The organism is Hyphomicrobium sp. (genome assembly GCF_020852195.1).
Taxonomy (GTDB): Bacteria; Pseudomonadota; Alphaproteobacteria; order Rhizobiales; family Hyphomicrobiaceae; genus Hyphomicrobium_C.
On sequence record NZ_JADZBI010000134.1, the window covers coordinates 1 to 23,722 of the forward strand.

Here is a 23,722-nt window from a genome sequence, read left to right on the forward strand (position 1 = left end):
AGCTTGTGCGCATCCGCCTTTCGGACCAGTCCGCGCTCGATGCGGACCTCGCCGCTGTAGCCGAGCGATACGATCGCGCCGGCAACCGCGAGTGTGTCGGCAGGCCAGGTTTCTGACGAGTTGGTCAGAGTGTCGATGCGCTGTTCAAGCTCAGCCAGGCGATCCTCGTCGGCATCGTCACTATCGGCGAGGTCGTCGTACTCTGACGAGAGACGATCCAGCTCGGCCTGATCGGATTCCGACAGGTGGGCGCGATCGGGATAGACGCGCTTGAACTGGCCGAAGGTCTGGTAGTCGGCATCGGGAACGGTATCGACCCAGCTCCAGCCTTCAGGGGACAACTCGCCGGCGATGACAGAGAGTTTTTCGGAGACGAGGCGATCGAGCAGACCAGCATCCTGCAAGTAGCAGCTGTCCTCGTCGTCGAAGAGATCCTGACGGGTCGCTCCACCGGCAGCGCGGTAGGCGTCGATGCCAACGAAGCGCGCACGCTTGTCGGACATGGGCACTTCGCCTTCGGTGAGGTAGCGGCGGATGGTCTGCGCAGAACGGCTGTACTCCGAAAGCTCATTGAACACACGCTCCTGGGCCGCATGGTCGTCGCTGACGGTGAACGCCTGGGCCTGTTCCAGATCGAGCTCACCGTTGCGATAGGCATCGAGGATAGCGGGCGAAAGGCGTCCGAGCTTCAGACGCTTGGCGACGGCAGATTCAGCAATGCCGAACCGGGCGGCAACATCCGGAATGGACGCACCGTCATCGATCAGCGACTTGAACGCCTCGAACTGGTCGGCCGGGTGCATGGGGGCCCGCACGACGTTCTCGGCAAGGCTCAGTTCTGCCGGATCGATCTCGCCGTCGGCGAGCATGCAGGGGACCTGGCAGTCCTTCTCGATAAGGCCTTCCTTAGCGAGGGCCTGAAGAGCGAGAAAGCGACGCTGACCGGCGATGATACCGTATTTGCCGCGCTTGGATTTGCGGACAACAAGGGATTGCAGCAGGCCGTGCGCGGCGATGGATGCGGCAAGCTCCTCGATGCCGACACGGATGTCGGTCTTGCGGACGTTGCCGTCCCAAAGCGCCAGCTTGCTCAAGGGGACATGGATGATATCAGTCATGGATTGCTCCTTCGGTTCACGAGCCCGCCGTGATTGGCGGTCTCGATGCCGAAGGACAGGCGACGGGGTTCAAGCGGACGCGGAACCGATGCCCGAAGGGCGAGGCGGCCGGCGAAGCCGAAAGCCGAGGGCCGTTGGCCCTTGAAGCGGACGCGCACCGGCGCAGGATCGGCATGATGGATGAGACCGCCCGGCGGGCCATTGGCGAAGGGAAGCCATGGATAGGTATGCGTGCCCGAGCAAACTGCGCAATTGGGCAGGTGAGGTTTGCCAGGGCAGATTCGGGACGCGACGAGCGAACTGCGCGAACCACAAATGTTGCTGAAAGCAGCAGAGGCCTCAATACGGGAATATCAAGAACCCAGGCGCTTTTTTAATTTCATAATCATTACGCCTCGCAAATGAGAGTCGAGTTATTTCAGGATAAGCAGAACAAGATTGCGGCAAATTGGCGCACTGATACAATAGACAACAAACTCCGAACAAGCGAGGTTTCTTGTTTTTCTTTTCAACTAGACAAAGATGTTCCGATCGAGCCGTACTGGAAGCCCTTCATCGCTCCCAAGCCATCATAGAATTCGAGCCTGATGGAACGATTTGCACCGCAAATAAGAACTTTCTTGATGCGCTCGGCTATACGCTCGATGAAATCAAAGACCGCAAACATCGCATGTTTCTATCAGACGAATATGCGAATAGCAGCGCCTACAAGATCTTCTGGGACAACCTCGTTGGAGGTGAGAGCCAAGTAGGAGAGTTTGGCCGCATCGGAAAGAACGGCAAGGAGGTCTGGATCGAAGCCTCGTATAACCCGGTCTTCGACAATAGCGGGAAGGTCATGCGGATCATAAAAATCGCGAGTGACGTCACCGCAAAGAAGCTCACGAATGCCGATGCGACCGGCCAGTTGGCGGCCATCTCAAAATCACAAGCTGTCATCGAGTTTGAAATGGACGGAACGATTCGTACGGCGAACGGAAACTTCCTGAAAGCCCTCGGTTATGAATTGACCGAGATTCAAGGGCGGCATCACCAGATATTCGCGGAACCGGCTTATGCTGCGAGCATCGAGTACCAAACGTTTTGGAATGCGCTTCGCACAGGAACCTACCAGTCCGGCCAGTTCAAGCGTATCGGCAAAAGCGGTCGCGCCGTGTGGATTGAAGCGTCATACAATCCAATTATGAACATGGCAGGCAAACCTTTCAAGGTGGTCAAATACGCGACTGACATTACGGCTCAGGTCGAATTGATCGAGAAGGTGCGCTCGCTGATTGGCGTCAATATCGGCAGCATCGATAATGCAATGAAGGAAGTTGATGAACGAACCACGAATGCCGCCTCTGCGGCGCACGAGGCATCGTCGAATGTTCAAAGCGTAGCTTCGGGCACGGAAGAGATGACGGCATCGATACAAGAGATCGCCCGTAGCATGACGCAGTCTCTGGACGCCGTGCAACTGGCGAGAGAGGACACCGATACAGCGAACCAGTCGGCACAACGCCTCATCGAAGCAGCCCGGGCGATGACGGATATCATCGAGATCATCCAAGCGATTGCCAACCAGATCAATCTGCTTGCTTTGAATGCAACGATCGAATCCGCCAGAGCGGGCGAAGCGGGCAAAGGTTTTGCCGTGGTCGCATCGGAGGTAAAGTCACTTGCCAGACAAGTGGCGGAAGCCAGCGAACAAATTACCGACGAGATCAGGCGTATGCAGGAGGTCTCGTCCGGAGTGGTGGACGCGCTTGAACGCATCAAGGATAGAATTGAGTCTGTCCAGTCACATGTCGGCGGGACTGCCAGTGCCGTTGAAGAGCAAACGGCTGTCACACATGAGATCTCATCCAATATGCAGCAGGCGGCAATTGCGGTTGGACAAATCAGCGAGGCAGTCACCGGAATTTTGGAGGCGGGCAGAGTCGCAAGTGAAGCGGTTGCTTCTACGCGAGGAGCCGCGGAAACGCTCGCGAAGTAAGGCAGAGCTGAGGTCCAAGACATTTTGCGAGACCGGCAGCGAAGCCGAAAGCCGAGGGCCGTTGGCCCTTGAAGCGGGCGCGCACCGGCGCAGGATCGGCATGATGGATGAGACAGCCCGGCGGGCCATTGGCGAAGGGAAGCCATGGATAGGTATGCGTGCCCGAGCAAACTGCGCAATTGGGCAAGTGCAGGTTTGCCAGATCCAACGCACAAATTAAAGATCGGCCAATTACCGAAGCTTCGTTCTATTTCTGCGGAAATGCCATAAATGGAACTTGATAGGAATGTTTTCCGACACAACATTATTACGGAAAACTTGCATTTTAACCATTTGTTATATTATTGTTCATTCATGACGACGCGAGAAGCTTTTAATAAGGCCGTTGATAAAGCCATTGATACTCTGGGTATTATCAGCGCTACCGCATATGGCGCGGTTCAAACAGCTGTATTGACTGGCAAGGCTGTAGAGCAGGTCATTGGCTACGGGACTCCGTTTCCTCCATCAGCCGGGCTGGCGCTGCTGTTCAGCGGTGTGGTCGGCGGTGTGCTCGGCTATGCGGGGATGAAGGCCTACCTCCACTGGCGAGATGCGGCCGAAGATCCGCAGACCGCACAGGCTGCTTCCCGATCACATAAAGGACCGAATTCTCCGTCTGCCTGATAGCAGGCATCTTAAGTACGGGGAGGACGGAGGCGATGTTTGGCCTCTGGCAACGCTACACGCGCCGGTTTGGGAAAATTTCAGGAACGGTACTGGTGGTCCTATTCCTGGTGGGTGTCGCCTCTCAGGCGCAGACGCTCTTTCTCTGGGGCTGTAGCTCGTTGCCTTGGGTCGGGCGCCACAGCGGGCTGTCGTGCCCGGCAAGTCCCGCCAAGAGACCGGCCGTCGTCGAGTATCAGCAGAAGCTAGCCGATTTCCGCGCCGCAATCGCAAGCGGTGACGAGACGTCTCTGACCACGCTTCGGCGCACCGACTTCAAGATTCAAAAGGACGACCTGTGCCAAGCGGCGGGTTGGTTGAGCGATCGCGTCGGCCCCGAGAAACTGAGCGAGAGTGCCGCCGGCATCTTTCTCGACTCCGTTTCTGCAAACCATGTGTGCAGTTCAGGCTCTTGGATGCTGCGGCGCGGATCGGTCTCGCTGCCGGTGGTACTGCTGGACCGCGGCCTCTTCCCGCACGACGACATAGGCGAAGATCTGAAAGACGCGTTCGAGGGTTGCGCCGTGGATCGTGCGGCGAAATACCTGCCTCGTCAGATCGATTTGATCCGACGCGTCATTGGTCAAGCAGGAGTGCCCGCCGACTTCGCCGAGGCTGTCGATAGGTATCGAACGCTATTCGCAAGACTGAACGCGGCGCCGTCAGGCGACTTCGTGACTGCCTGCACACGGGCCGTCCGGGCAGATGACACGCAGGCGATCTCTGTCGAATTTATCTACAGCGAGGCTGCCTGCGTGGGGACGAGCAAGTTGCAACAACGGTGGAGGTTGCAGAAAGCCTACGGCCGATCAGATGAGGAGGCGGCAGGTCACGTATGTGGTGGCGTGGGCCCGATCGATCTTTCGTCATTCGATAGAGAACTGGTGCAGTTGGTATCCCGTTAGAATGCGCCACGAGCACGAACGTGGATGATCCGGCGAGGGCTGCCGCAATTGCGGCTCGATGGTGATCAACGCTCCAACGTCGAGTCAGGAGGGCTACCGTGGACCGGATTGATCGGCTGAATGACGTGGTATCCGCGGTGGGCGACTACTTCGGCGTCTCGGCCGCCGATATGCGCTCGAACAGACGCACGGCGCATGTGCACCGTCCGAGGTGCATTGCGGTTTATCTCGCAGATCGCATGTCAGGGGCGACGCGGGCCGAGATCGGAGCAGCCTTCAGGCGCGATCAAACGATCGTTGCGATGTATTGCCGGGCGATCGAGCGGCACGCAGCCGAAGACAATGCGCTGAGAGACCTGCTGCTCGAGCTGAAAGCTGCCCTTGCGAGGTGAGAAATGCTTAGGCAATCCAGCAGCAATCAGGAAGCGCTCGTGTTCAGAACGCTCCGTGCAGAACGGTTGCAAGCGTGGGGATTCCCTTGTTTGAAAGTCAAGCGCCGTAGTCAGCGGCACTGACATGCTCCAGCCAGTCGACGACCTTGCCGTCTTGGACCTCCTGAAGCGCGATATGGGTCATGGCGGTTTCAGGCGCTGCGCCATGCCAGTGCTTCTCGCCCGGCTCGAACCAGACGACATCACCGGGGCGGATCTCCTCGACCGGTCCGCCCTCCCGCTGCACCCTGCCGCGGCCGGAGGTCACGATCAGAGTCTGACCGAGCGGATGCGTATGCCAGGCCGTGCGCGCACCGGGCTCGAAGGTGACATGGGCTCCCTGTACACGATCAGGAGCCGCCGGATTGAACAGTGCGTCGATGCGCACGCCGCCGGTGAACCAGTCGGACGGACCAGAGCGAGAGGGTGCTTGCCCGGCACGATAGATCTGCATGATGACCTCCTTTGATCAGAGAGCCTCAACGCGCAGCGGATGCTCGCCACGCACCAGCAAGGGCTTGGCCCCGTGGTCGAGACGGCCGAGCCGGATCAGGCCACGCGACCAGGTATAGGGGCCATGAAACATCGCCAGGTTGCCCCACGGCGCGTAGTAGCAAAGGTCGCCAACGGCCTCGCCGCGGACGCGACCGCTGCCTTCCTCGGTCAGCTTGCGCGGCAGATAGGCGATCTTCTCGTTGGTCGAGTAGTCGCTGATCTTGAGGTCGAGCGGCAGCATCGAGAACAGATCGTGCGCGGAGGGATTGTCCTCCAGTGTTGCCGTGAACTCCTGATCCGCGAAGACGAATCTGAGACGCATGGGGTTTCCTTTCCGATCCGGGGTGTGGGGCTGCGCGCTCGCCGGCAAAGGAAGCGCCAAGCTGGCGATAATCATCAGCAGTGTGCGACGTGAAATCCTTGTGTCCGCTACTGTCATCCGATGTCCTTCGTCATGCGGCGAGATGCTGACCGAAGAAGCGCGTCAGCTTGTCGAAGGGAATCAGATCCATGCGGTCGTACAGATCGACGTGGCTGGCGCCCGGGATGATCATCAGTTCCTTCGGCTCCGCAGCGGCCGCATAGGCGGTCTCGCTGAAGTACCGCGAATGGGCCTTTTCGCCATGGATCAGCAGGACTGGGCGCGGCGCAATTTCCTTGATGTAGCTCAGGAGCGGCATGTTCATGAACGACAGCGGCGTGGTCCTGGTCCAGGAGTTGCCTGAGTTGACCGCCCGCACATGGTAGCCGCGAGGCGACCTGTAGTAGTCGTGGTAGTCGACCAGGAACTGCGCCTCGCCGCCGTGGAGATCGTTGTAAGGCGGCTGGTAAGCCGGGGTTCCGTTCGCCGCGTCTTCCCAGCGCTGCCGGCTCAGTTGCTCCAGCGTTTGCGTGCGCTGCTCGAGGGTCACGCTGTCGTTGTAGCCCTTCGACATGACGCGGGTCATATCGTACATGGTGCTGGCGACGACGGCCTTGACGCGCTTGTCCACGGCGACGGCATTCAAGGCCATGCCGCCCCAGCCGCAGATGCCGATGATGCCGATCCGTTCGCGGTCGACGCTAGGCTGCAGACCAAGACAATCAACCGCGGCGCTGAAATCCTCGGTATTGATGTCCGGCGAGGCGACATTGCGAGGCTCGCCACCGCTTTCTCCGGTGAAGGACGCATCGAAAGCCAGCGTGACAAAGCCACGCTCCGCCATGGTCTGCGCATACAATCCCGACGACTGTTCCTTCACGGCGCCAAACGGACCGCCGACGGCGAGCGCCGCCAGCCGATCGCCACGGTCCTTGGGCAGGTAGAGATCGCCTGCCAGAGTGATGCCGTAGCGGTTCTTGAAGCTGATCTTCTGATGGTCGACCTTCTGGCTTCTGGGGAAGGTTTTGTCCCATTCGTTTGACATGGTCTGCGCCCTTGCGTTGGAGGTGTTGAAAAGCGGCGCGGTAGCCACCGTTGCCACGCCGGCGCCGGTCAGCTTCAGAAACGAGCGGCGGTCCTTGTTGGGAGCTGGCGCGGTCCGAGAGTTCGTGTCGGGGGTGTCCATGGATATCTCCTCGCTCCTTTGGTCATTCCGGTTTGAGCAAACGCTGTCCGTTTCCGATCAGCGCGATGGCCAGTGCGGCCAGCACCACGCTGCCGATGAAGGTCGCCTGGATGGAGATGCCGTCTAGCAGGAAGCCTCCGGCCACCGCGCCTAAGAGGATCGACGCCTGGATCGCTGCAACCATCAGGCTGCCGGCGGCCTCAGGGGCGTCGTCCGCGTTCTGCGACATCCAGGTCATCCAGATCACCGAGAACATGGTGTTCATCGCTCCCCAGATCGCCATGCACAGACCCGCAGCGATCGGCGAGAAGCCGAACAGCAGAAGTCCTACCGTGGCGCTGCCCATCACGAGCGCCGGCAGCTTGAGGAAAGGCGCGATGTTGCCTTTGATGAAACGGCCGGCCGCCCATGTACCGACGAAGCCAGCGCAGCCGAGCACCAGCAGAAGGATTGAAAGCGTGGTCACGTCGACGCCCGCCACCTGCTCCAGGAACGGCCGCAGATAGGTGAACATGGTGAAAGCCGAGCCCCAGGAGAGCATGCAGGCCGCAAGCCCGCGCTGAAAATACGGACGCTTCAGCAGGCCGATCATCGCCCGAAAATCCTGCCGCTGACGTGCAGGCAGTGACGGCAGCACGAGAACATGCCAGACGAGGTTGACGGCGACGATCGGTGTCAGCGCCCAGAACACCGTGCGCCAGCCGAACAGGCCGCCGAGATAGCTGCCGACCGGCGCGGCGAAGGCCGCTGCGATGGCCTGCCCGCCATACATGAGCGCGAGCGCACGCGGCACCTCGTTTTCAGGAACCAGCCGCATGATGACAGCAGTTGCCAGGGCCCAGAAGCCGCCGATGCAGATGCCAAGCAGGGCGCGGCCGATCATCAGCACCGCGAAATTCGGCGCGGCCGCGACCAGGACCAGCGACAGCAGCATAAAGGCCGTCATGGCGACCAGAACCCATTTCCGGTTCAGCGTGCCGGCGAGGGTAGTGATGAGAAGGCTGGCCGCGACAGCGAGAAGGCCGCTGATTGAGATCGCCTGTCCGGTCTGGCCTTCGGTCGCGTGCAATCCTTCAGCCATAGGCGTCAGCAGGCTGACCGGCATGAATTCCGAGGCGATCAGCATCGCCACGCACAGCGCCATAGAAAAGACGGCGCCCCAGGCGGCGGCCGGCTTGGTTCTCACATCTGCAAAGGTCGCATCCATAGGGCCCTCAGCTCCACAATCGGTCTCTGCCGTGAAAGTAGCGGCATCGGCGTCATGCGATTAGCCGGGCCAATCAGATTGAACTTATCGATACAGTCGATTAATATGAGACAAAGATTTTGAGGGGGCTGTGCCCAGAACCGACTTCAACCAGTTGACGTGGTTTCAGGTGGTCGCCGAAGAGCGCAGCTTCACCAAGGCCGCGGCCAAGCTCGGCGTGGCACAATCGACGCTCAGCCACACCATCAAGCAACTCGAAGCGCGCATGGGGATACGCCTTCTGACACGCACCACGCGCAACGTTGCGTTGACGACTGCGGGCGAACGGCTGCTTCAGACGATTACGCCGCGCATGGCCGAAATCGAGGACGAGATCGCGGCTCTGATGGCATTCCGCGACAAGCCATCAGGCTCGATCCGGCTAACCTTGTCCGATCACGCGCTGGAGAGCGTGGTCTGGCCGAAACTGAAAACAGTCCTCAGCGCCTATCCCGACATCAGCGTTGAATTGATCCTGGACAGCACCTTTCGCAACATCGTCGAGGAGGGATTCGATGCCGGTGTGCGGTTGGGAGAGAGCGTCGAGAAGGACATGATCGCGGTGAGGATCGGGCCGGACTGGCGCTTGGTTGCCGTTGCTTCACCTGCGTACATCGAGGCTCACGGCATGCCGGAACACCCGCAGGATCTGGTTCGTCACGTCTGCATCAACATGCGCCACGAGACCGCCGGAGGCATCTATGCATGGGAGTTCGAGAAGGGCGGCCAGGACCTTCGCGTCCGGGTGAACGGTCAGCTTACTTTCAACAATTCCTACGCCATGATAGACGCGGCCGTGAACGGTTATGGCATTGGCTATGTCCCCGAGAACATTGTCGAACGGCACCTTGCATCAGGCTCGTTAGTGCAGGTTCTCGACGACTGGTCGCCGTTCTTTGACGGCTATTTCCTCTACTATCCAAGTCGCCGGCAGAACCTTCCGGCGTTCAAGGTCATAGTCGATGCGCTGCGACATCGGGATTGAGGGGACAGGATTTTTGGCACGGGCGCCTATCGCCGGTTTGGCGGCCTATTGCGGACTTGAGAGCTTTGGCAACCCATGGCGCCATTATAAGCAAACCATCCCGTCCTATCCGCTTGTTGTGAGCCTCCTCTATGGCCCGGCGGTTATCGCGCAGCCAGGCCCGTGACAGCCGGGCAGTTTTCAACGGATGTGTGTTTGTCCTTGCTCATGAGAAAACAATAGCAGTCTGCTGCTGGACTCGACTAGGATGAAGTCCATGAGCGCGGCTCCGCCAAATAATCTGGTGAGTTTGCGCCATTTAATTTGGTGAGTGACAGACTAGGACAATGCTCCTACTGCGCTGAGCTGCCTGTCGGCGCTATGATCGCATCATGATTCCCGCCGATACCAAGGTCAGCCAAATCACCGCGCCGCTTACGATCACGCTGCTCTTGGACAACGTCGTCGTTGCGGAAGTCGAAAACGCTGCGTTGTGGGAACAGGTTCTCGGGGTCATCATCCTGCACGAGCCGCGCAGAGCCCAGTAAGCCGGGGCCGCGTGCGCCCTATTTCCATAACGAGTGATAATATTCCTTATGACAATCATTCGGCTGAGTAGGGGGTTCGTACGAGACGCGTAAGTGTCTTTTTGTAGTGGGTCTCTGACCTGTTCTCGTGCACGGCAACGACCAACTGCGCGATGTCGAACATATCGACATACCACAGCGTGCAGGTGTCGCCCGACATGCTTCCTCGCACGACCATGCCGCATAGCTGTCTGGTTGTGACATTGAAGACCGGACTGCCGCTTAAGCCGAGCACGTCGCCGAATTTCGGCTCGTTGTATTTGCCGACCAACCGCCTGAGCGTGACGTCCCTCATCGTTGGTGTGTTGTCCTGCGTCTCCAACAGGCAATAGATTGGCGAAATGGCCGTCTCACCTATTTCGCTCGGGGTTTTCAAGGCGCCGGCGATGTGAAGTGTGTCTCCAACCGTGCTCGTGCCCATGGTGTTGGGATCGAGGATATACGCCGCATCTGTGAAGAAATCCGCCCGGATGTCGTCACTGAATTCAATGAGCGCGACGTCAAGAATGTCGGAACCTACCGCCTCTTCCGTTGGCCGACTTGGATACGCGACGGTCTTCAAACCCGCGATGTTCCTGCCCATTCGGGCGTTGGTGACAACGATCTGACGCCATTCGAAGTCCTTGAGAACGTGCCTGCAGGTCAGTGCGTACGGGCGGCCAGCATATGTAACAACGAACAACGTCCCGCCGTGAGTTGCATACTGCCAATAGTCCAGGCCTGTGTCGAAGAACACGAAGCGCGTAGCCGTGCGAAAATCCTGCCGCACGATCACTCCGGAAGCGAGCTGTTGCGTGACACGCATGTCCGTCTTGTTGATGAGACGGCGCACTCGTTCTGCGGTTCGGGGGAGCCAGAGTTTCAACGGAACGCCGCCTCTAGAGCTGAACCGAGACCTGCCAGTTCAGCGACTTGGACCGGGCGATAATCTCTGCAACAGATGTAAGGTGTACAGCGCTGGTCGCTTTGTTGACGAGTAGGACCTTGTGACGTTCGCCCAATGCCTCCGATGCCAAGATCTCGCCCTCGGTGAACGCAAAGAAGAAACCCGAGAAATCCGGCTTCACCCTTGGCTGGTTGGCGGTCTTGATCTCGATGAACGTCATGTTCGGAAGGTTCTTGCGGATATCGTCCATGTCGGAGAAATCGACGGTCTGCCCGGCAGGCAGAGCAACTGCGTCAAAACTCGCAAGCTTGATGGTGATCCCGGACTCGCTCAGCGCCGCCAGCAGATTCTTCGCGCCCTGACCTCTCGGCCGGGGCAAATATCCCGTCCTCTCCGACAATACCTGCGCCTCGCCAGCGGCACCGTTCTGGTTGGCGAGCCTCACCAGATGTCGACGGCGGAGATTGATGAGTTCAGCAAGCGTCTGCAAGTTTCCTCGCGGGCAAATCGGTGTTGATGGCGAGACCGCATCATTTTCGCTTCGCCGCAAGGCCGATCACCGAGTCGTGGAGCGATGCCAAGTCCTTGTTGAGTTTGGCGATCATGGACAAGGCATCCTTGGCCAGAGCCGCGATTTGATCTTGTGAAGGCTCCTGTTCGCGACCCATCTCCGCGAGTTCGCGTAGTCGTAGCCTGAGAGCGCGTTTGCCGACTGGCCCGTATACGATTTCATCAAGCTTTTGCATTGCCGCCATTCCGTCGCGCTCGCGCAGTCTATCGCGGTACTTGTTCAATGCTCCGATACTCTGCTCTACGCGTTCTGCGGTGGTTTCAAGCTGTGCGCCGACAGCCGCGAGATCGGCTTTTGTTCCTTGGCCCGAAGCGATTCTCTCGAGATGCTTCCTCGTCCCCTGGGGACCAAATGCCAACTCACTGAGATTCTGAGCAGCCTTCTTGGATTTACGTGTGTTGTAGAGATCTAGCCCGGAGCCAATCCATTTAGCGGCGCGCTCGGCAAGGTCGGCCGCCTCGTTGACTGCCTTTGCCATATCCGTGAAGGAGTACGGCAGTGCTACTTCAGTTTTGCTTGCCGCCTTCTTTGCCATTGCTGGTCCCCCGATCGACCGTAAGTACTCTGCCTCGCGTTTGTACCATCGTAGCCGGATTCTCAATCATGATCCTACGGCTCTGACCCAAGGCACGAGCTCTTCCCGAACCGGGCGGGAAGACATCGCGATCGTGTGAAGGGGATGGCGGCATCCAGGTCACACCTCGCCAGCAGGCTTATTTGGCGGCATATGCGTCATGATCAAAGTGTTGGACGCCCAAACGTGATGATCCGGGATGATGGAGCGTTGTTCGCCTTCGGCGAAGTAGAACTGCGTAAGGCCGCTGAGCCAGTCGTGCTTGAGGGGAATCTTGGCATTGGGGTTGTGAAAGATCTGGAGCTCATCCGACCAGAATTCGGTGTAGTCGACTGACGACACATCTTCCGCGAATGGGATGCCCATTACGGCGTTCGGGTCTGGGTTCAATCGAAATCCCATCCGCATATAGGTGTGATCCGGGGCAGCAAATCCAGCAACCACGCCCATGCGATCGAACTTGGCCAACGTGCCGGCATTCGAGAAGAGCACGGCCGATATGTTCTCTGTGCCCGGTTGATCGAAGAAGCCCGAAGGGATCACCTTCTCACCGAAGGCGTGGTTCTCGTTCTTGACCGCGCTGACGATCAGCTGACCGTCCACCATCTTCCAATCGACGCGCTGCCCATACAGATAGGGCCATAACGCAGATTGCGTGAACGTCATCGATCCGGGGCCGTCTTGGTCGGCCTGCTTGTGGAAGTCGGCGAGAGCGAGCACGAATGGCTTGTCCTTCGTGTCATCCCTCTCCCAATATCGACGGCCTTGGGCATCTTTCTTGTTGAGCTTGCTGAACAGGGCCGAACCGAACTTCATCGGCATGTAGTTCGCCAGGAATTCCTTCATCTCATCGTAGGTCTTCGGCTCGGGATGGGCCGCCAGCGGCCCGGCGATTGACGGCGCCACTGTCGTTGCTTCGACGGAAAACTCGATGCCTGGGGCCCGGCACATGAAGTCTGGCGCTTCGAGGTGCGTGATGTCGAAACCAAGCTCCCGGAACGCTGCCCAAAGGTAGAGTTCCCAGAGGCGCTGATCGAACTGCTTGAACTGGAATTCGTGGACAAAGTGAGGATCTGATGGCGCAAGCCAGGGCCCGATCTCCTTCACGACAGCACGGGCGGGCACCCTGGCTGGCGTCTCGAGAAGTATCTTGAAATACGGATGGAGCTTTGCAGCATCCGCATCCGCGGGTACGCGCAAGAGGTCCACCGGCTCGTTGGGCTCGTCTCCTTGAGACCCCTGCTCTGCCAGGTTTCCCTTCTCGAGGACCCTGGCGATCTCGTTCCGAAGTCCGACGGTGGCGTACTCTTCGCTGCGAAGGCTCACTTCGAGATTCACAGAGCGAAACCGCCCAGCCCGATCCCGCAGCAGAATCTGCCAGCCATAGTCATCGTCGTGCACGTCTCGAAACACGAATCCCAGGACGTTCTCATCGAGGTCCGACCACCACGACAGTTCTTCCGAGTACACGCGGGCCAGGGATTTGCGCGTACCCGGGACATAGTGATTGAACCGGGCCGGGCTCAGCCGTTTGCTGAGCGCGTGATCGGCCTCCCGCTTCTTTTTCTTCAGTCTCGAGGCTACGCTCATTCGAAGCTCATCCCTCGCCTACGAAGCCGCGATGCGGGCCTCAAAGTCGAGTATTGGCCAGGACGATGCTTCAAGAGAATTGCGCACGAAAATCGGCGACTCGGCGTCCCACTCGAGGCGCGTTGTGAATCCCCTGTCTGCAAGACTGGGGGCTCCGTAGACAAAGCGTTCGTCGTAACGCTCGTAGAGCGTTTTGAAGAAACTCTGTAAGAGCAGCGGACTGTCGAGGGGCGGAAAGCCCGAGATCACGTTGCCGGCACTGCCATCATGCGGATCGATGAGAGCCATGGTCATGGCTTCGTAGCGGCTGATCTCGTCTCGGATGCCTCTCCGTGCGGTCATGTCTCTCAAAGCAGCATGGAAACGGCGGATACCTTCGACGACATTACCGTCGTCAAGAATGGCAATATCGTTCGCCTTAAGCTTCTCGATGCTTTTGGGGGCGGGCGCTTCCTGCTCGTTTTCTGCGCCCTCATCATTTTCGTCAGTGTCGACCTCGGTCGCCGTATCTTCCTCGTCCAGATCCGGGGCCTGCAAGGCATCCTCAATCGTGCGATTGGCGCGAAGTACAGCGAAATATCCGATGACCATTGCGGGGTAAGTAATGTGGAGGTTCGTGCACTCTCCGATCGTTTCCTCCATCCGATTGGTCAGATTGCGAAACGCTTTGGTGACGCCTTTGCACGACACCGCCAGCACGGGGCCGACGGGATGTCGATTGACCACGACATCGACATTCTTTGTTTTCAGCCCGCCAAGCACCACTTGCTCGCCGGCCTGGGCGGCCGCGGGATCATAGTGAAGGACGAAGCGTCGGCGTGATTTGGGGCCCTTCTCTTCTATGCGAAACGGAGGACGAGGCGTGATGTCGGTCGGCGGAAATCCGCCTTCAAGGACGAGACGGCTGGCGATGTACCAATGAAGCGGCTTGATGTGCCGGGCGCTTTGCACGCCGCCCTTATGAGTAGCGAACTCCCGAAACGCCTGCGGACCGTTGAGCCATTGTGGCGGCGAGGTGTCCGGTTTGCTCTTACGCTTCGCCATAGTGCCTCCAGCTCTGCATGGTGCCGATGGCATCCTCGAGCGCGATGCCCGGCAATTCCGCAAGAAGCATGGGTGATGGCAGGACGATCTCGGTCGCTTCACGCGGCTCCAGCTTGAGCATACCGCCGCCGAGCGGATGTCCCTCCAGTTCGCAGCTCAACTGCACAAAGGGCGTATCCCAAAGATCGTACAGCTGCCCGAGAATTCTCTTGTCGCGCAGACGCACGCTATGCACTGAATTCGTGCAGGTGCAGCCTGCGGAATTGCGCACGAGCCCTGCCGCCCGTCCGGACATGTATGTCAGAAAGAAATCCGGTATCTGAACGTCGGGCACGGAGTACCAAGGCGTTCGTACCCTGCACTTGTAGGCTTCTCGAGCAGTCCACCCTTCTTCGGTATCCAGGTATTTCCGCACCGGAGCCGGCACATCCGGGGTTTTCGGCAGACGCAGGAGATAGATCGGTTCGTCGTCACGCACCCACTTGTTGACGACAGAGGCGTTGAGAAGCTTGGGCGGGAGGGATCTGCCGTTGCGCACCGTAGGGTGCAAGAGCTGTGAAGGAATACCGAGCTTCTCGGCAAGCGACGGGCGCAAGTGAAAGAAGTCATTGGCGCCGCTAACATAGCCGATGCCGATCGATGCAAGATCTCCGAAACGATGGGACGTCGTATCATCAGCAACGAGCCGGTAGAGTTCTCGTGCGGCCCGCGGCATGAGGAACGGCCGCAACCGACGCTTCCAGCTCCGCCATTCTGCGACGGCAATACGCTCGAAGGTGCGCGGCGGCCTCTTGGAAGCCGAGAACCGTTCCACGGTCGTAAACCGCAACTCTGTCGTCGAGCCGCCAAACCCATCTGCGTAGAGCAGCCAGCAATCTTCCGACAGATCGGGAAAGAGCTTTTTTCTGACGGCTACGACGTGAACGATGTCGAAATGCTCGATCAGGTATTCGAGCAGCGGCGACGCGTAAGGAGCATGACCTATCTCCGCCGGCACGACGAAGGCCATACGTCCGCCCGGACGAAGCAAGCTCGCCGTTGCGACAAGGAACGGAGCCCAGGACGATGCGAGCCCTGAAAATCTCGCGCCGAGCCTAGCGCAAAGGTTCAGCGCACGATCACGAACCGCACCCTTGAAAGTCTGGTAGCGGATGAATGGCGGATTACCGGCCGCGCAATCGAATCGCTCTTCCGTGTTGCTGGCCCAGGCAAAGAAGTCGCCTTCGTGGATAAGCGCCCATGGGGCAACAGTCATGGCCTGCAGAGCGGCCTGCGGGTCTTGCTCGATGCCGACGCTATTCCGATGGCCACGAATAAAGCGCCCGTCGCCGCAGGACGGATCGAGCATACGATCCCCAGCCGTGTGAACCGCCCAGCTGAGCAAGGACGCGGCCACGGGATCGGGTGTGTAGTATGCGCCGGCCTCTTTGCGTGAGGCGAGGCGCTGTGCGCGCTGAACTCCGCTCATAATGCAACATGTCGTTGGAGGGTCCCACTAGCTAACGAATAGCATAGCTGATTCGATTCGAGGTTGCGCGTACACAACGCGCTCCCTCCATATCTCGGGTGGACTTGGCCAACGCCGCGCCAGCTGGCGACGCTCCCCTTGATGTGCTATGCGGCTTCGCCAACGGCTATGCCTGTTTGAGTTTTGGTCCGCCTTTGTTGTTGCTGTTCGCGGGCACGGCGTCCATTGCCTTGGCGCGGCGATCCATGATCTGGACGGGCGTGGCCGAAGAAAGCACCGTCCCTGCCCGGGTCTCGACCTTGGAGCGGAAGGTCTGCTTCAAGGTGTAGTCGTCGCCCTTCAGGCGCTCGGAGTCCTCCTTGGTGAAGGCCTCCGCGCCAGTGATGTTGGTTGCCGGCACGTAACGGTCGGAGCCGAGATTGACGAGGGCTACACCTTGCTCGCGGATCGCATCGAGTGATTCCTGCGCCAACTTTGAAGACCTGTCGCCGAACTCGATGCGCACGTTCACACGCGCAGCGTCGATGTCGATCCCCCTTTTCTCTTTGAGCGAGTCCTTTGCACGCGTTTTGTCCTCGTCGGTCATCGGCCGGATGAGACGGACGGTATCGAGGGGAACGACTTTGGCGACGCCTTCATGCGTCGTGAACTTGAGAGCGTTGGCAGACATAATCATCCTTCTGTTGGTGGTTGAACCGTGAAGGATGATGACAATTCATCCGTGCAAGTCACGATGCACCGCAGCAACAAATGCTATGGAAACAAGGCGGCGATCTGCACGAGGCGCATCACGCATTGCTGCATGGCCTCACCTCTTAACGCGCCTTAACCGACAAGGCTGCACGGCCGGTTCATGCTGATGGTTCGCCAGTGATTCGGACCACCCCATGCGCTGCCATTATCTGAGCGACCTGCATCTTGAATCTCAGAGTTTCCGGGGGACGCTGCCACACGGCGACGTGCTGATCATTGCCGGCGATCTGTGCCATGCGAGCGCGCTCGATCCGGCGCAGACAGTCCCTCATCGGGTAAAGCAGCGCGAGCGCGTCCTTCGCTTTGTGTCTGAGGCAACGGCGTCCTTCCGTCATGTGCTTCTCGTACCCGGCAACCACGAGCACTACGATGGTGTGTTCGAAGACACAGCCACCCTGCTCCGGCGTCATCTGCCCGGGGTGACGGTCCTCGACAACGAGATGGTCGATATCGATGGCGTGCGCTTCTTCGGCACCACGCTTTGGACGGACCTCGATCGCCGCAGCGAAACGTCGATGGAAAAGATCAGGCGCGGCATGGGGGAGTATTTCTTCGCGAAGACGCGCAGCGGCGCGTCAGAAAGACCTGCAAAGCTGCGCCCTGCCGACACGCTTGCCGCGCACGACCGGGCGCTTTCGGAACTACGCCGGGAGGCCTCGGTCGGCCGGGGCGCACGGATGGTGGTCATCACACATCACGCGCCCAGCCCGCAGGGCCTGAATCCGCAGCACAAGGGCAATGGCCTGGACGGCGCCTTTGCAAGCGACCTTGAGGATTTCATTGCCAGCCTTTCGAACGTGCCCGTTTGGATTCACGGGCACACGCATATCCGCAGGCGCTACCGGATCGGCGGCACAACGCTGCTCGTCAACTGCTGTGGCTTCATCGGCAAGGATCTCTCAGCACGCAAATTCAGCCCCGACGCATATTTCGATCTGTGATTATGGACATCACGCAACCGTATCGGCGCGCTGCACGATGATCCGCCGGTTGAACTTGATTAGAACGTCGAGCTCGAAGACCGAGCCGATTCCGGCTCCGGTCATGTCCTGCCCTTCCACCACCGGCCGAAAGCCACCGAGTTCAGGGAAGACCAGGACATAATGCGAAAGCGCGTCCTCGGCCTCCACGAAAAAGCAGGCGAGATCGGACCCGATCCATGCTTTGGCGATCAACGTGCCACGCCACGCGGACAGGTGCCCGGTCGGGTGATCGAACCGCGCCAGGGCTTCGGCGTCGGGATGCGTTGCGAGGTCGGCAATCGTCTCTGTCGTCGTCACACTTCGACCCTAACGAGTCAGCTGGCGACGATCACGCTGCCATGCAGCATTCCGCAAGGGATCGAAGCCGGATGGCGGAAACCCGCCTTTCTCGGGGTTCCGTTCACGAGAGCCCGACCGGCCGCAAGGCCGGGTGCGGCCGCCTACTTGCCCTTCGCTTTCAGATTCAAATTCACCGCCGTACAAGAACACCTCAGCACTTCAGGCGTGGAGCCCCTTGGCATGACGTAGAGCCAGGACTGGCAGCTATCGCAACGGAACTGCGAGACCAGCTCCTTGAATGCGACGACCACAGGTTGGAAGTCCTTTTTTCCGAAGTTGGCCCACTCGTTGTAATGCAGCGCCTTGTTGACAGCCCATTGTTCGACGTTCCTTGCTCCGTTTGAGGCGGCAAGGCTGTCCTTTCGTTTGGAAGCTTCATCTCTCGCGGCAGCATTGCCCCAGGAATTTGCGGCGTTGGCTGCCTTGCCTAGAAGGTCTTTCATCTGCCCGAGCACGCTCGGCAACAGGTCGCCAAGCTCATAGCTGCCGTCCGCCCGGAAGAGTGCGCGTGCGCCCAGATTGTCGGCTAGCTGCGGCACAGCGTATTCAAGGTGGTGTCGGAGCATCGCGGACGCTTCAAGCACCTTACCTTTCGCGAGGGCCGCGTCGATATCGCCCCAGATGCCCTCATCGGACTCGACGATCGGGCCCGTTTCGACGGTCCAGTTCTGGAAGACGAGCGACGATTTGCCATCGACGAGCCCGGCCGACTGCATCTGCTTGGCCCAAAGGCGGTCATGGGTGGTGATGACGAACTGCGTACCGGGGAACTCTTCTTTCAGCAGCTTGCAGAACTGGCGGCGATGACCGATATCGACCGACATCACGACATCGTCGAGAAGCGCAAAGGTGAAGCGGGCGCCGAGAAGGCGCTTCATCAGGGCCAGGTAGAGGCAGACTCCCATGCCGTCCTGGTGGCCCTCACTGTGGAAAGCGCCCGGCGGGTACATGCCCCGTTCGTAGAAATTCACGAGCAGATCGAGACGGCTTTCGGAAGGCTTGAAGCTCGCGGTGAAGCTGTCTTCGTCGCCATCGTTGAGCTTCTTGTAGAAGTCGCAAAAATCCTTCTGCACGTCGGCATAGAGCGTGTTCAGTTCGTCTTCCATGGCCCGGCAATAAGCTTCGTAAGCTGCTTTCGCTGCATCGCTCGCGCTGCGGGACGTAACGGCCGTGCGCATTGCGTCGCGATAGTCCGAAAGCCGCACCTGCGCCTCGGTCAGGAAAGTCTGCGCATCGATGCGTGCGCTCTGGTCCGGCTTGGCATCGACCTTGGCGGTGAGCGTCTTGAGCAAATCCGGAAGGCCGGCAGGCAGAGCGGGCCAGCCCGTGGATAGCCGGTCTTTGAGGCCGCTGATGCCGTCCATAGTGCCGAGCGCGGTTCGCAGGCCTTCGAGATCCTTGGTCCAGGCAGCGAGCGCGCCGGCAGTCGCCCCCTCCCCTTCCGCAGTGGCAATCTTGTTGGCGGCCGAGAGCGCCGCGCAGATCGTTGCTGCCTCGCGGGCCAGATCAGCACCTGCTCTCGTCATGGCATCGCGCAGCTTCCCGGCTTCCTGCGATTGGGCAAGCTTGGTTTTCAAGTGTGCGCGAAGCCTGCCTTCGTCTTCCCAGCTGTGGTCGCACAAGGGACAATCCGGGCCATCGACGAGGCTGAGTCCCTTTTCGATCAGTGTGTGACGTTGCAGCGCGCTTAGAAGCGCGGGTTCGTTTTCAAGCCTGGTGAGCCCTGCGAGAATTTCATCGGCCTGCTTTTTGCCGATGGTCGGCAGCGTGCCAATCGCATCGTCAAGAGCTTTCAGATCGCGCAGCGCGGCCTGCTTGTTGAACTGCGGAAGTTTGTCGCCATCGGAGATGCCGGCATCGAGCTTTGTATCAGCGGCAAGCTTGTCGATCGGCGGCAGGTCAAGCGCAACGCGACGTTGATTCACGGCATCCAGCAGTTCTTTTGCCTCGAAGGCCTTGATCTGCAAATGCCGCTGAAGTGCATCGCGACGGTTCTGAACCGAACCCTCAGCTGCCCGTAGAGCAGTGTTCAGCTTGTTCTGCGCCGTGTTGAGTGCGGCGCGAGTCTGGCCGATGGATTCCAGTTTGAGGATGATCTGAATTTCCTCGGACCGCTTGCTGGGTTCGGCGAGGATGAAGCGTAAGACCTCGCGGCGTGACAGCGTGATCTCCGGATGCTCTTCGACCTCCTTGAAAGCGGCAACGATATCCGCGTCCGCGGGTTCGATCTTGGGCTTGCGGGGAGCCGAGACCTTCCGCGTGATCTTTGCGGACTTGTTCAGATCGGGAAAGAACACCGACAGCTGAACGAAAGCCGCGTCGGGGAAATCCTTCTTATCGACATGCGGACCGTGTTCGGCGATCGTCAGCCCTTTGGTACCCCTGCCCGCGAGCCGGCCGATCTCGCCCGTCAATGCGAACTCGATGGCGTCGATCACACCGCTCTTGCCGGAGCCGTTGGGGCCGGACACGGCGAAGGTCTTCTTGCGGAAGTCGATGTCGAGGTTGCGGATGCCCCGCACTTCCTCGATGTGAGCTTGTTCGAGTCTGATCACTTCACTTCTCCGTCGGCAGGAGTGGTGAAGATCTTCACGAAATCATCAGCCTTCGGCTTGCTGCTGTTGGCGAGCAGCGCACGCAGCTTTTCGATGGCAGCCGCGTCTACCGCCTTATCGTCTGCGAGGGACTTCAAGAACTTTTCGGCAATGCGTTTCTCAAGCTGGGACATCCTGCCCTCCGGCAAGTTGCGGCGCCCGGCAATGGCGCGAAATCGATGCGAATCGGACGGGAACCCGTCGAGTGTAGCTGGCCACGCCTGAGTCGGGAAAGGCTTGCTCCCGCTCAGCGTATCCTGCGCCCATCCTCGATCATGTCGGCCTCGTGGATGGTGATGCCGTCCTTGCGCAGAGCGCTCATCACCACATGCCGGAGGCTGGTCTGCTGCTGCGCCGCCCTGATTTTCATTTCGGTCCAGGCGTAGGTTGGCAGATCCAGGTTCAGGCTCTTCATTTCGCTGCGGGGCGTTGCGGCATCGGGCGCCAGCTCTGCCTTCGGCCTCGGCGATAAGGTCGGGCGTCCCTCCCCTGCCCCGTTGGCGACGGGCTTCATCATGGCGCCGACGCCCTTCTCGGCGGCCAGGCGCTCGAGCCTGTCGTCATCGATGTCCGGTGTGATGGGCGCAAAGGGTGCGCGTTCTGTCTTCATGGTCAGCCTGCCTTTCTGATGTCTTCGTTATTGGCGCCGTCGACGATGGCGCGGATTTCGGCGAGGAGGCTGGTTATTTCGAGCCCTGCCCCCTTCCCTGTTTCGGAGACGGTCGGCGGCTGGCCGTTCAGAAACATTTCGCGGTAGGCCGAGCGTTCGACGAGCGCGGTGAAGAACAGCGGCAGGCCAAGCCGTGCGAGCTCCTGATAGGCGAAGTCGGTGACGCGGGTGCGCAGCGGATAGACCTTGGTCAGCAGCAGCCGGTACGGGATGGCGCGGTTGGTCGTCTCGCCGACATCACGGATATCGCCGACCACCACGAGTGCTTCGCGCAGGTCCGGCTCGGATGCCTGGGCGGGTATGACCACCAGGTCCGAGCGCGCAAGCGCCTTGAACAACGTGACCTCCCTGCTTCCTGGCAGGTCGATGCAGATGTGATCGTAATCGCCGCTAGCTTCGGCATCGCGGAAGAAGCCGCCGAATTTCTGCGGATCGATGGCGGTGACGGTCAGGCCGTCGATCGGCGCCTTCCGCGCCCACCGGTCGAGGGTACGGTTCTGGTCGAGATCGATCAGGAGAACGCGCCGCCCTTCGAGGGCAAGCGCGGCGGCGATGCAGGCGCAGGTGGTGGATTTGCCGACGCCGCCTTTGGAAGACGCAAACGTAATGATCATGAAACCTCTAGGTGCCCAAACGGGCAAATATGGATTTGGGGAAATCAGTACTCGAATAAATAAAGGCTACCGTATTCGTTCAATTGGCCAAGCCCTTTCTTGCGCATCGGCGCAAATGCAGATTCACTCAAGTCTGCATCCGGGCGCTTACCCCTTTATGCAAATCAACATCACTACAAATACGGATTTGGGTAAGACGTCACTTGGGCAATGGCGCAGTTGCGCTGCCATGGTTTTCGGAGCCGCCGTCGCGGGGCCGATGAAGACGCTCTGGCCCAAGCGCGCAAGGCCGGCCTGAAGGGCCGCTCGTCTTGGCCTTGTGCGCGCCGGGCGAGGGCGGCTAGGCCCGTAACGCGACGCGGCGAGAAGCATCGGCCTTACGGCCATGGTTTTTGGTGAGACCAGAGCAAAAAAAGCGCCGGTCGTTCGACCGGCGAGTTAGGACAGGGAGGGTTGCGAGCTGGGAATTGCTCGCATGCGACTTACGAGCGAGCGCATGCAAAAGTTCGAAAAGAGGGCCATATCAAGTGAAGATTCATTCAGGCCTTGGAGGCGGACCGTACCGCGCACTATTCGATAATTGGCCGTCGCGCTCGATATGGCCCGAACACGCTACCCAATTGGGGATTTGCCCAATTGCCCAAACGCACGCGCTGCGCGCTCGATGCGTTCGTCGTCATCGTCGTCGCGCTCCAGCAAGACAATGCGTCCGTCGGTCGGCAAGGCATCGAGGATCACCGTCAGACCGACGCCCCTATCGTGCGGATAGGCGCATCCTATGCGCGTCCAGACGGGCTTGTTGGTTTTGGCGGAGCGTTTGACCGCATAGGCGAAGAGGACGGGATCGTTGGTCACAACGTCAGCGTGAACGAGCCGCGGGCAAGATCAAGCCAAGGCGGGGCATCCATCCCCAGGCGATTCGAAAGGTGAGAAACTGGGCGTCGTCTCACCTTTGGCGCGGAATCCCGCCGCGTCGCGGTCCAGTTGGACAGCTGCAAAGGTGAGAGATTGGGCGGCAAGAAACAGATGCTTGGATAAGCGCCTCGCACATTGCGCCAACGAAAGAGGGTAGGGGAGCCCGCGCTTCCATCCGTTCGGGCGCATGGCCGGGGCTCCCATGCCCAACCAGAGCCTATCCACGAGGCGGGTGCCGATCGGCCCGATGGTTGGTTCACACAGGCTCCCACCCGCCAAGCCCCTTTTGCGGCATCTCCGTTTGATGGGTGTTGACTTTTCAAAGTGCGATCTCTCCGCTCGCAGTCCTTACAAGACTCATCCGCGGTAGCGGATTCCATTGCCATCAGGTGCGGCGAAGCGAGCGCCTTGGCGCGAGCGCAGGGTGAGGGAACCAATGCTTATGGCCGCATGAGCGGCCATTCCATACACGGCGAGCGCAAGCGAGCCGCCTGATGGTTCCAATGTTTCACGTGGCGTGCGGCGCTTCTATTTATTCAAAGATTCAAGATTCAATTTCAGGGCCGGAATTTAGACGGCGGATCAGTAGCTTAGCGGCCGAAAAGTGAGGAAATGGGCGGGTTAGGTGAGGAATTGGGCGATGAGCGGTGAGGAACGGGGCGCCTGAAGTGAGAGAAGGGGCGCGCTGCGGTGAGAAACCGGGCGCGGGAAGGCACGTGGAATGCGGCTTTCGAGTGATCGGTGA

General features: G+C 59.6%; 25 protein-coding genes. 7 read left to right on the forward strand and 18 right to left on the reverse strand.

All coding sequences use genetic code 11. The features are described 5' to 3' along the window. Positions 1–1,094 (reverse strand): ParB/RepB/Spo0J family partition protein (locus IT540_RS10850; protein WP_291177149.1); only part of this gene is annotated, 1,094 nt, incomplete at its 3' end. Positions 1,095–1,614: 520 nt separating this feature from the next. Between IT540_RS10850 and IT540_RS10855 the strand changes: the two genes are divergently transcribed. The 4 genes from IT540_RS10855 to IT540_RS20830 all read left to right on the forward strand — a co-directional run bounded on the left by IT540_RS10855 (position 1,615) and on the right by IT540_RS20830 (position 5,098). Continuing rightward, positions 1,615–3,096, forward strand: a complete 1,482-nt coding sequence (locus tag IT540_RS10855) for a PAS domain-containing methyl-accepting chemotaxis protein (RefSeq protein ID WP_291177152.1) — start codon at positions 1,615–1,617, stop codon at positions 3,094–3,096. 270 nt (positions 3,097–3,366) lie between these two features. Then, the gene (locus IT540_RS10860) at positions 3,367–3,762 is read left to right on the forward strand and encodes a hypothetical protein (RefSeq protein WP_291177156.1); all 396 of its coding nucleotides are present in this window, start codon (positions 3,367–3,369) and stop codon (positions 3,760–3,762) included. A gap of 35 nt (positions 3,763–3,797) precedes the next feature. After that, positions 3,798–4,706 carry a hypothetical protein gene (locus tag IT540_RS10865; protein ID WP_291177158.1) on the forward strand — a complete coding sequence of 303 codons (909 nt, stop codon included), beginning with the start codon at positions 3,798–3,800 and terminating at the stop codon, positions 4,704–4,706. 170 nt (positions 4,707–4,876) lie between these two features. Next, a complete protein-coding gene (locus tag IT540_RS20830; RefSeq protein WP_366029708.1) occupies positions 4,877–5,098 on the forward strand; it encodes a helix-turn-helix domain-containing protein in 222 nt (73 codons plus the stop codon). A 97-nt stretch (positions 5,099–5,195) separates the two neighbouring features. Here the strand turns inward: IT540_RS20830 and IT540_RS10875 are convergent, their stop codons facing one another. Genes IT540_RS10875 through IT540_RS10890 form a run of 4 tightly spaced genes read right to left on the reverse strand, consistent with a single transcriptional unit; the run spans position 5,196 to position 8,386 of the window. Beyond that, positions 5,196–5,591 (reverse strand): cupin domain-containing protein, encoded by a 396-nt coding sequence (locus tag IT540_RS10875; protein ID WP_291177164.1) that lies wholly within the window; start codon positions 5,589–5,591, stop codon positions 5,196–5,198. Positions 5,592–5,606: 15 nt separating this feature from the next. After that, positions 5,607–6,071, reverse strand: a complete 465-nt coding sequence (locus IT540_RS10880; protein WP_291177167.1) for a cyclophilin-like fold protein — start codon at positions 6,069–6,071, stop codon at positions 5,607–5,609. A 13-nt stretch (positions 6,072–6,084) separates the two neighbouring features. Then, on the reverse strand, positions 6,085–7,179 hold the full coding sequence (locus tag IT540_RS10885; protein ID WP_291177170.1) for an alpha/beta hydrolase: 1,095 nt from the start codon (positions 7,177–7,179) through the stop codon (positions 6,085–6,087). A 22-nt stretch (positions 7,180–7,201) separates the two neighbouring features. Beyond that, the gene (locus tag IT540_RS10890; protein ID WP_291177173.1) at positions 7,202–8,386 is read right to left on the reverse strand and encodes an MFS transporter; all 1,185 of its coding nucleotides are present in this window, start codon (positions 8,384–8,386) and stop codon (positions 7,202–7,204) included. 130 nt (positions 8,387–8,516) lie between these two features. Here IT540_RS10890 and IT540_RS10895 point away from each other — a divergent pair, with 130 nt between their 5' ends. Both IT540_RS10895 and IT540_RS10900 read left to right on the forward strand, forming a co-directional pair. Beyond that, positions 8,517–9,410 (forward strand): LysR family transcriptional regulator, encoded by an 894-nt coding sequence (locus IT540_RS10895; RefSeq protein ID WP_291177175.1) that lies wholly within the window; start codon positions 8,517–8,519, stop codon positions 9,408–9,410. A 371-nt stretch (positions 9,411–9,781) separates the two neighbouring features. Continuing rightward, a complete protein-coding gene (locus IT540_RS10900; RefSeq protein WP_291177178.1) occupies positions 9,782–9,937 on the forward strand; it encodes a hypothetical protein in 156 nt (51 codons plus the stop codon). A 55-nt stretch (positions 9,938–9,992) separates the two neighbouring features. On the opposite strand, the gene IT540_RS10905 is transcribed toward IT540_RS10900, so the two are convergent. From IT540_RS10905 to IT540_RS10935, 7 genes are all read right to left on the reverse strand, one after another. Then, positions 9,993–10,841 carry a hypothetical protein gene (locus IT540_RS10905; RefSeq protein ID WP_291177181.1) on the reverse strand — a complete coding sequence of 283 codons (849 nt, stop codon included), beginning with the start codon at positions 10,839–10,841 and terminating at the stop codon, positions 9,993–9,995. Positions 10,842–10,854: 13 nt separating this feature from the next. Beyond that, positions 10,855–11,352: a hypothetical protein gene (locus tag IT540_RS10910; RefSeq protein ID WP_291177185.1), complete on the reverse strand. Its 498-nt coding sequence runs from the start codon at positions 11,350–11,352 to the stop codon at positions 10,855–10,857. A 40-nt stretch (positions 11,353–11,392) separates the two neighbouring features. Next, positions 11,393–11,968, reverse strand: coding sequence for a hypothetical protein (locus tag IT540_RS10915; protein WP_291177188.1), 576 nt, complete (start codon positions 11,966–11,968; stop codon positions 11,393–11,395). 159 nt (positions 11,969–12,127) lie between these two features. Next, positions 12,128–13,597, reverse strand: a complete 1,470-nt coding sequence (locus tag IT540_RS10920; RefSeq protein WP_291177191.1) for a hypothetical protein — start codon at positions 13,595–13,597, stop codon at positions 12,128–12,130. 18 nt (positions 13,598–13,615) lie between these two features. Beyond that, positions 13,616–14,641 carry a hypothetical protein gene (locus IT540_RS10925; protein ID WP_291177194.1) on the reverse strand — a complete coding sequence of 342 codons (1,026 nt, stop codon included), beginning with the start codon at positions 14,639–14,641 and terminating at the stop codon, positions 13,616–13,618. After that, positions 14,628–15,989, reverse strand: a complete 1,362-nt coding sequence (locus IT540_RS10930) for an SAM-dependent DNA methyltransferase (protein ID WP_291177197.1) — start codon at positions 15,987–15,989, stop codon at positions 14,628–14,630. Before IT540_RS10930 ends, IT540_RS10925 begins: the two co-directional genes overlap by 14 nt. 286 nt (positions 15,990–16,275) lie before the next feature. Continuing rightward, positions 16,276–16,695 (reverse strand): hypothetical protein, encoded by a 420-nt coding sequence (locus IT540_RS10935; protein ID WP_291177200.1) that lies wholly within the window; start codon positions 16,693–16,695, stop codon positions 16,276–16,278. A 301-nt stretch (positions 16,696–16,996) separates the two neighbouring features. Between IT540_RS10935 and IT540_RS10940 the strand changes: the two genes are divergently transcribed. Next, positions 16,997–17,803: a metallophosphoesterase gene (locus IT540_RS10940; protein WP_291177203.1), complete on the forward strand. Its 807-nt coding sequence runs from the start codon at positions 16,997–16,999 to the stop codon at positions 17,801–17,803. Between the two features lie 9 nt (positions 17,804–17,812). Here the strand turns inward: IT540_RS10940 and IT540_RS10945 are convergent, their stop codons facing one another. The 6 genes from IT540_RS10945 to IT540_RS10970 form a co-directional block, all read right to left on the reverse strand. Continuing rightward, entirely contained in the window at positions 17,813–18,142 is a 330-nt protein-coding gene (locus IT540_RS10945; protein WP_291177206.1) for a hypothetical protein, read from the reverse strand. Positions 18,143–18,285: 143 nt separating this feature from the next. Continuing rightward, positions 18,286–20,739 (reverse strand): AAA family ATPase, encoded by a 2,454-nt coding sequence (locus tag IT540_RS10950; RefSeq protein WP_291177209.1) that lies wholly within the window; start codon positions 20,737–20,739, stop codon positions 18,286–18,288. After that, the gene (locus tag IT540_RS10955) at positions 20,736–20,912 is read right to left on the reverse strand and encodes a hypothetical protein (protein WP_291177212.1); all 177 of its coding nucleotides are present in this window, start codon (positions 20,910–20,912) and stop codon (positions 20,736–20,738) included. The genes IT540_RS10950 and IT540_RS10955 overlap by 4 nt, the downstream gene beginning before the upstream one ends. 113 nt (positions 20,913–21,025) lie before the next feature. Continuing rightward, positions 21,026–21,388 (reverse strand): hypothetical protein, encoded by a 363-nt coding sequence (locus tag IT540_RS10960; protein ID WP_291177215.1) that lies wholly within the window; start codon positions 21,386–21,388, stop codon positions 21,026–21,028. A 2-nt stretch (positions 21,389–21,390) separates the two neighbouring features. After that, on the reverse strand, positions 21,391–22,062 hold the full coding sequence (locus IT540_RS10965; RefSeq protein ID WP_291177219.1) for a ParA family protein: 672 nt from the start codon (positions 22,060–22,062) through the stop codon (positions 21,391–21,393). 612 nt (positions 22,063–22,674) lie between these two features. Beyond that, positions 22,675–22,917 (reverse strand): hypothetical protein, encoded by a 243-nt coding sequence (locus IT540_RS10970; RefSeq protein WP_291177223.1) that lies wholly within the window; start codon positions 22,915–22,917, stop codon positions 22,675–22,677. Positions 22,918–23,722: the final 805 nt, after the last annotated feature.

Excerpts from the sequence above, each read along its gene's own strand:
- IT540_RS10930 (WP_291177197.1), bottom strand. The coding sequence starts at position 15,989 with ATGCTCGATCCGTCCTGCGGCGACGGGCGCTTTATTCGTGGCCATCGG.
- IT540_RS10920 (WP_291177191.1), bottom strand. The coding sequence starts at position 13,597 with ATGAGCGTAGCCTCGAGACTGAAGAAAAAGAAGCGGGAGGCCGATCAC.
- IT540_RS10965 (WP_291177219.1), bottom strand. The coding sequence starts at position 22,062 with ATGATCATTACGTTTGCGTCTTCCAAAGGCGGCGTCGGCAAATCCACC.
- IT540_RS10865 (WP_291177158.1), top strand. The coding sequence starts at position 3,798 with ATGTTTGGCCTCTGGCAACGCTACACGCGCCGGTTTGGGAAAATTTCA.
- IT540_RS10900 (WP_291177178.1), top strand. The coding sequence starts at position 9,782 with ATGATTCCCGCCGATACCAAGGTCAGCCAAATCACCGCGCCGCTTACG.
- IT540_RS10860 (WP_291177156.1), top strand. The coding sequence starts at position 3,367 with ATGGAACTTGATAGGAATGTTTTCCGACACAACATTATTACGGAAAAC.
- IT540_RS10960 (WP_291177215.1), bottom strand. The coding sequence starts at position 21,388 with ATGAAGACAGAACGCGCACCCTTTGCGCCCATCACACCGGACATCGAT.
- IT540_RS10925 (WP_291177194.1), bottom strand. The coding sequence starts at position 14,641 with ATGGCGAAGCGTAAGAGCAAACCGGACACCTCGCCGCCACAATGGCTC.
- IT540_RS10915 (WP_291177188.1), bottom strand. The coding sequence starts at position 11,968 with ATGGCAAAGAAGGCGGCAAGCAAAACTGAAGTAGCACTGCCGTACTCC.
- IT540_RS10875 (WP_291177164.1), bottom strand. The coding sequence starts at position 5,591 with ATGCAGATCTATCGTGCCGGGCAAGCACCCTCTCGCTCTGGTCCGTCC.
- IT540_RS10885 (WP_291177170.1), bottom strand. The coding sequence starts at position 7,179 with ATGGACACCCCCGACACGAACTCTCGGACCGCGCCAGCTCCCAACAAG.
- IT540_RS10935 (WP_291177200.1), bottom strand. The coding sequence starts at position 16,695 with ATGACCGACGAGGACAAAACGCGTGCAAAGGACTCGCTCAAAGAGAAA.
- IT540_RS20830 (WP_366029708.1), top strand. The coding sequence starts at position 4,877 with ATGCGCTCGAACAGACGCACGGCGCATGTGCACCGTCCGAGGTGCATT.
- IT540_RS10940 (WP_291177203.1), top strand. The coding sequence starts at position 16,997 with ATGCGCTGCCATTATCTGAGCGACCTGCATCTTGAATCTCAGAGTTTC.
- IT540_RS10890 (WP_291177173.1), bottom strand. The coding sequence starts at position 8,386 with ATGGATGCGACCTTTGCAGATGTGAGAACCAAGCCGGCCGCCGCCTGG.
- IT540_RS10955 (WP_291177212.1), bottom strand. The coding sequence starts at position 20,912 with ATGTCCCAGCTTGAGAAACGCATTGCCGAAAAGTTCTTGAAGTCCCTC.
- IT540_RS10880 (WP_291177167.1), bottom strand. The coding sequence starts at position 6,071 with ATGACAGTAGCGGACACAAGGATTTCACGTCGCACACTGCTGATGATT.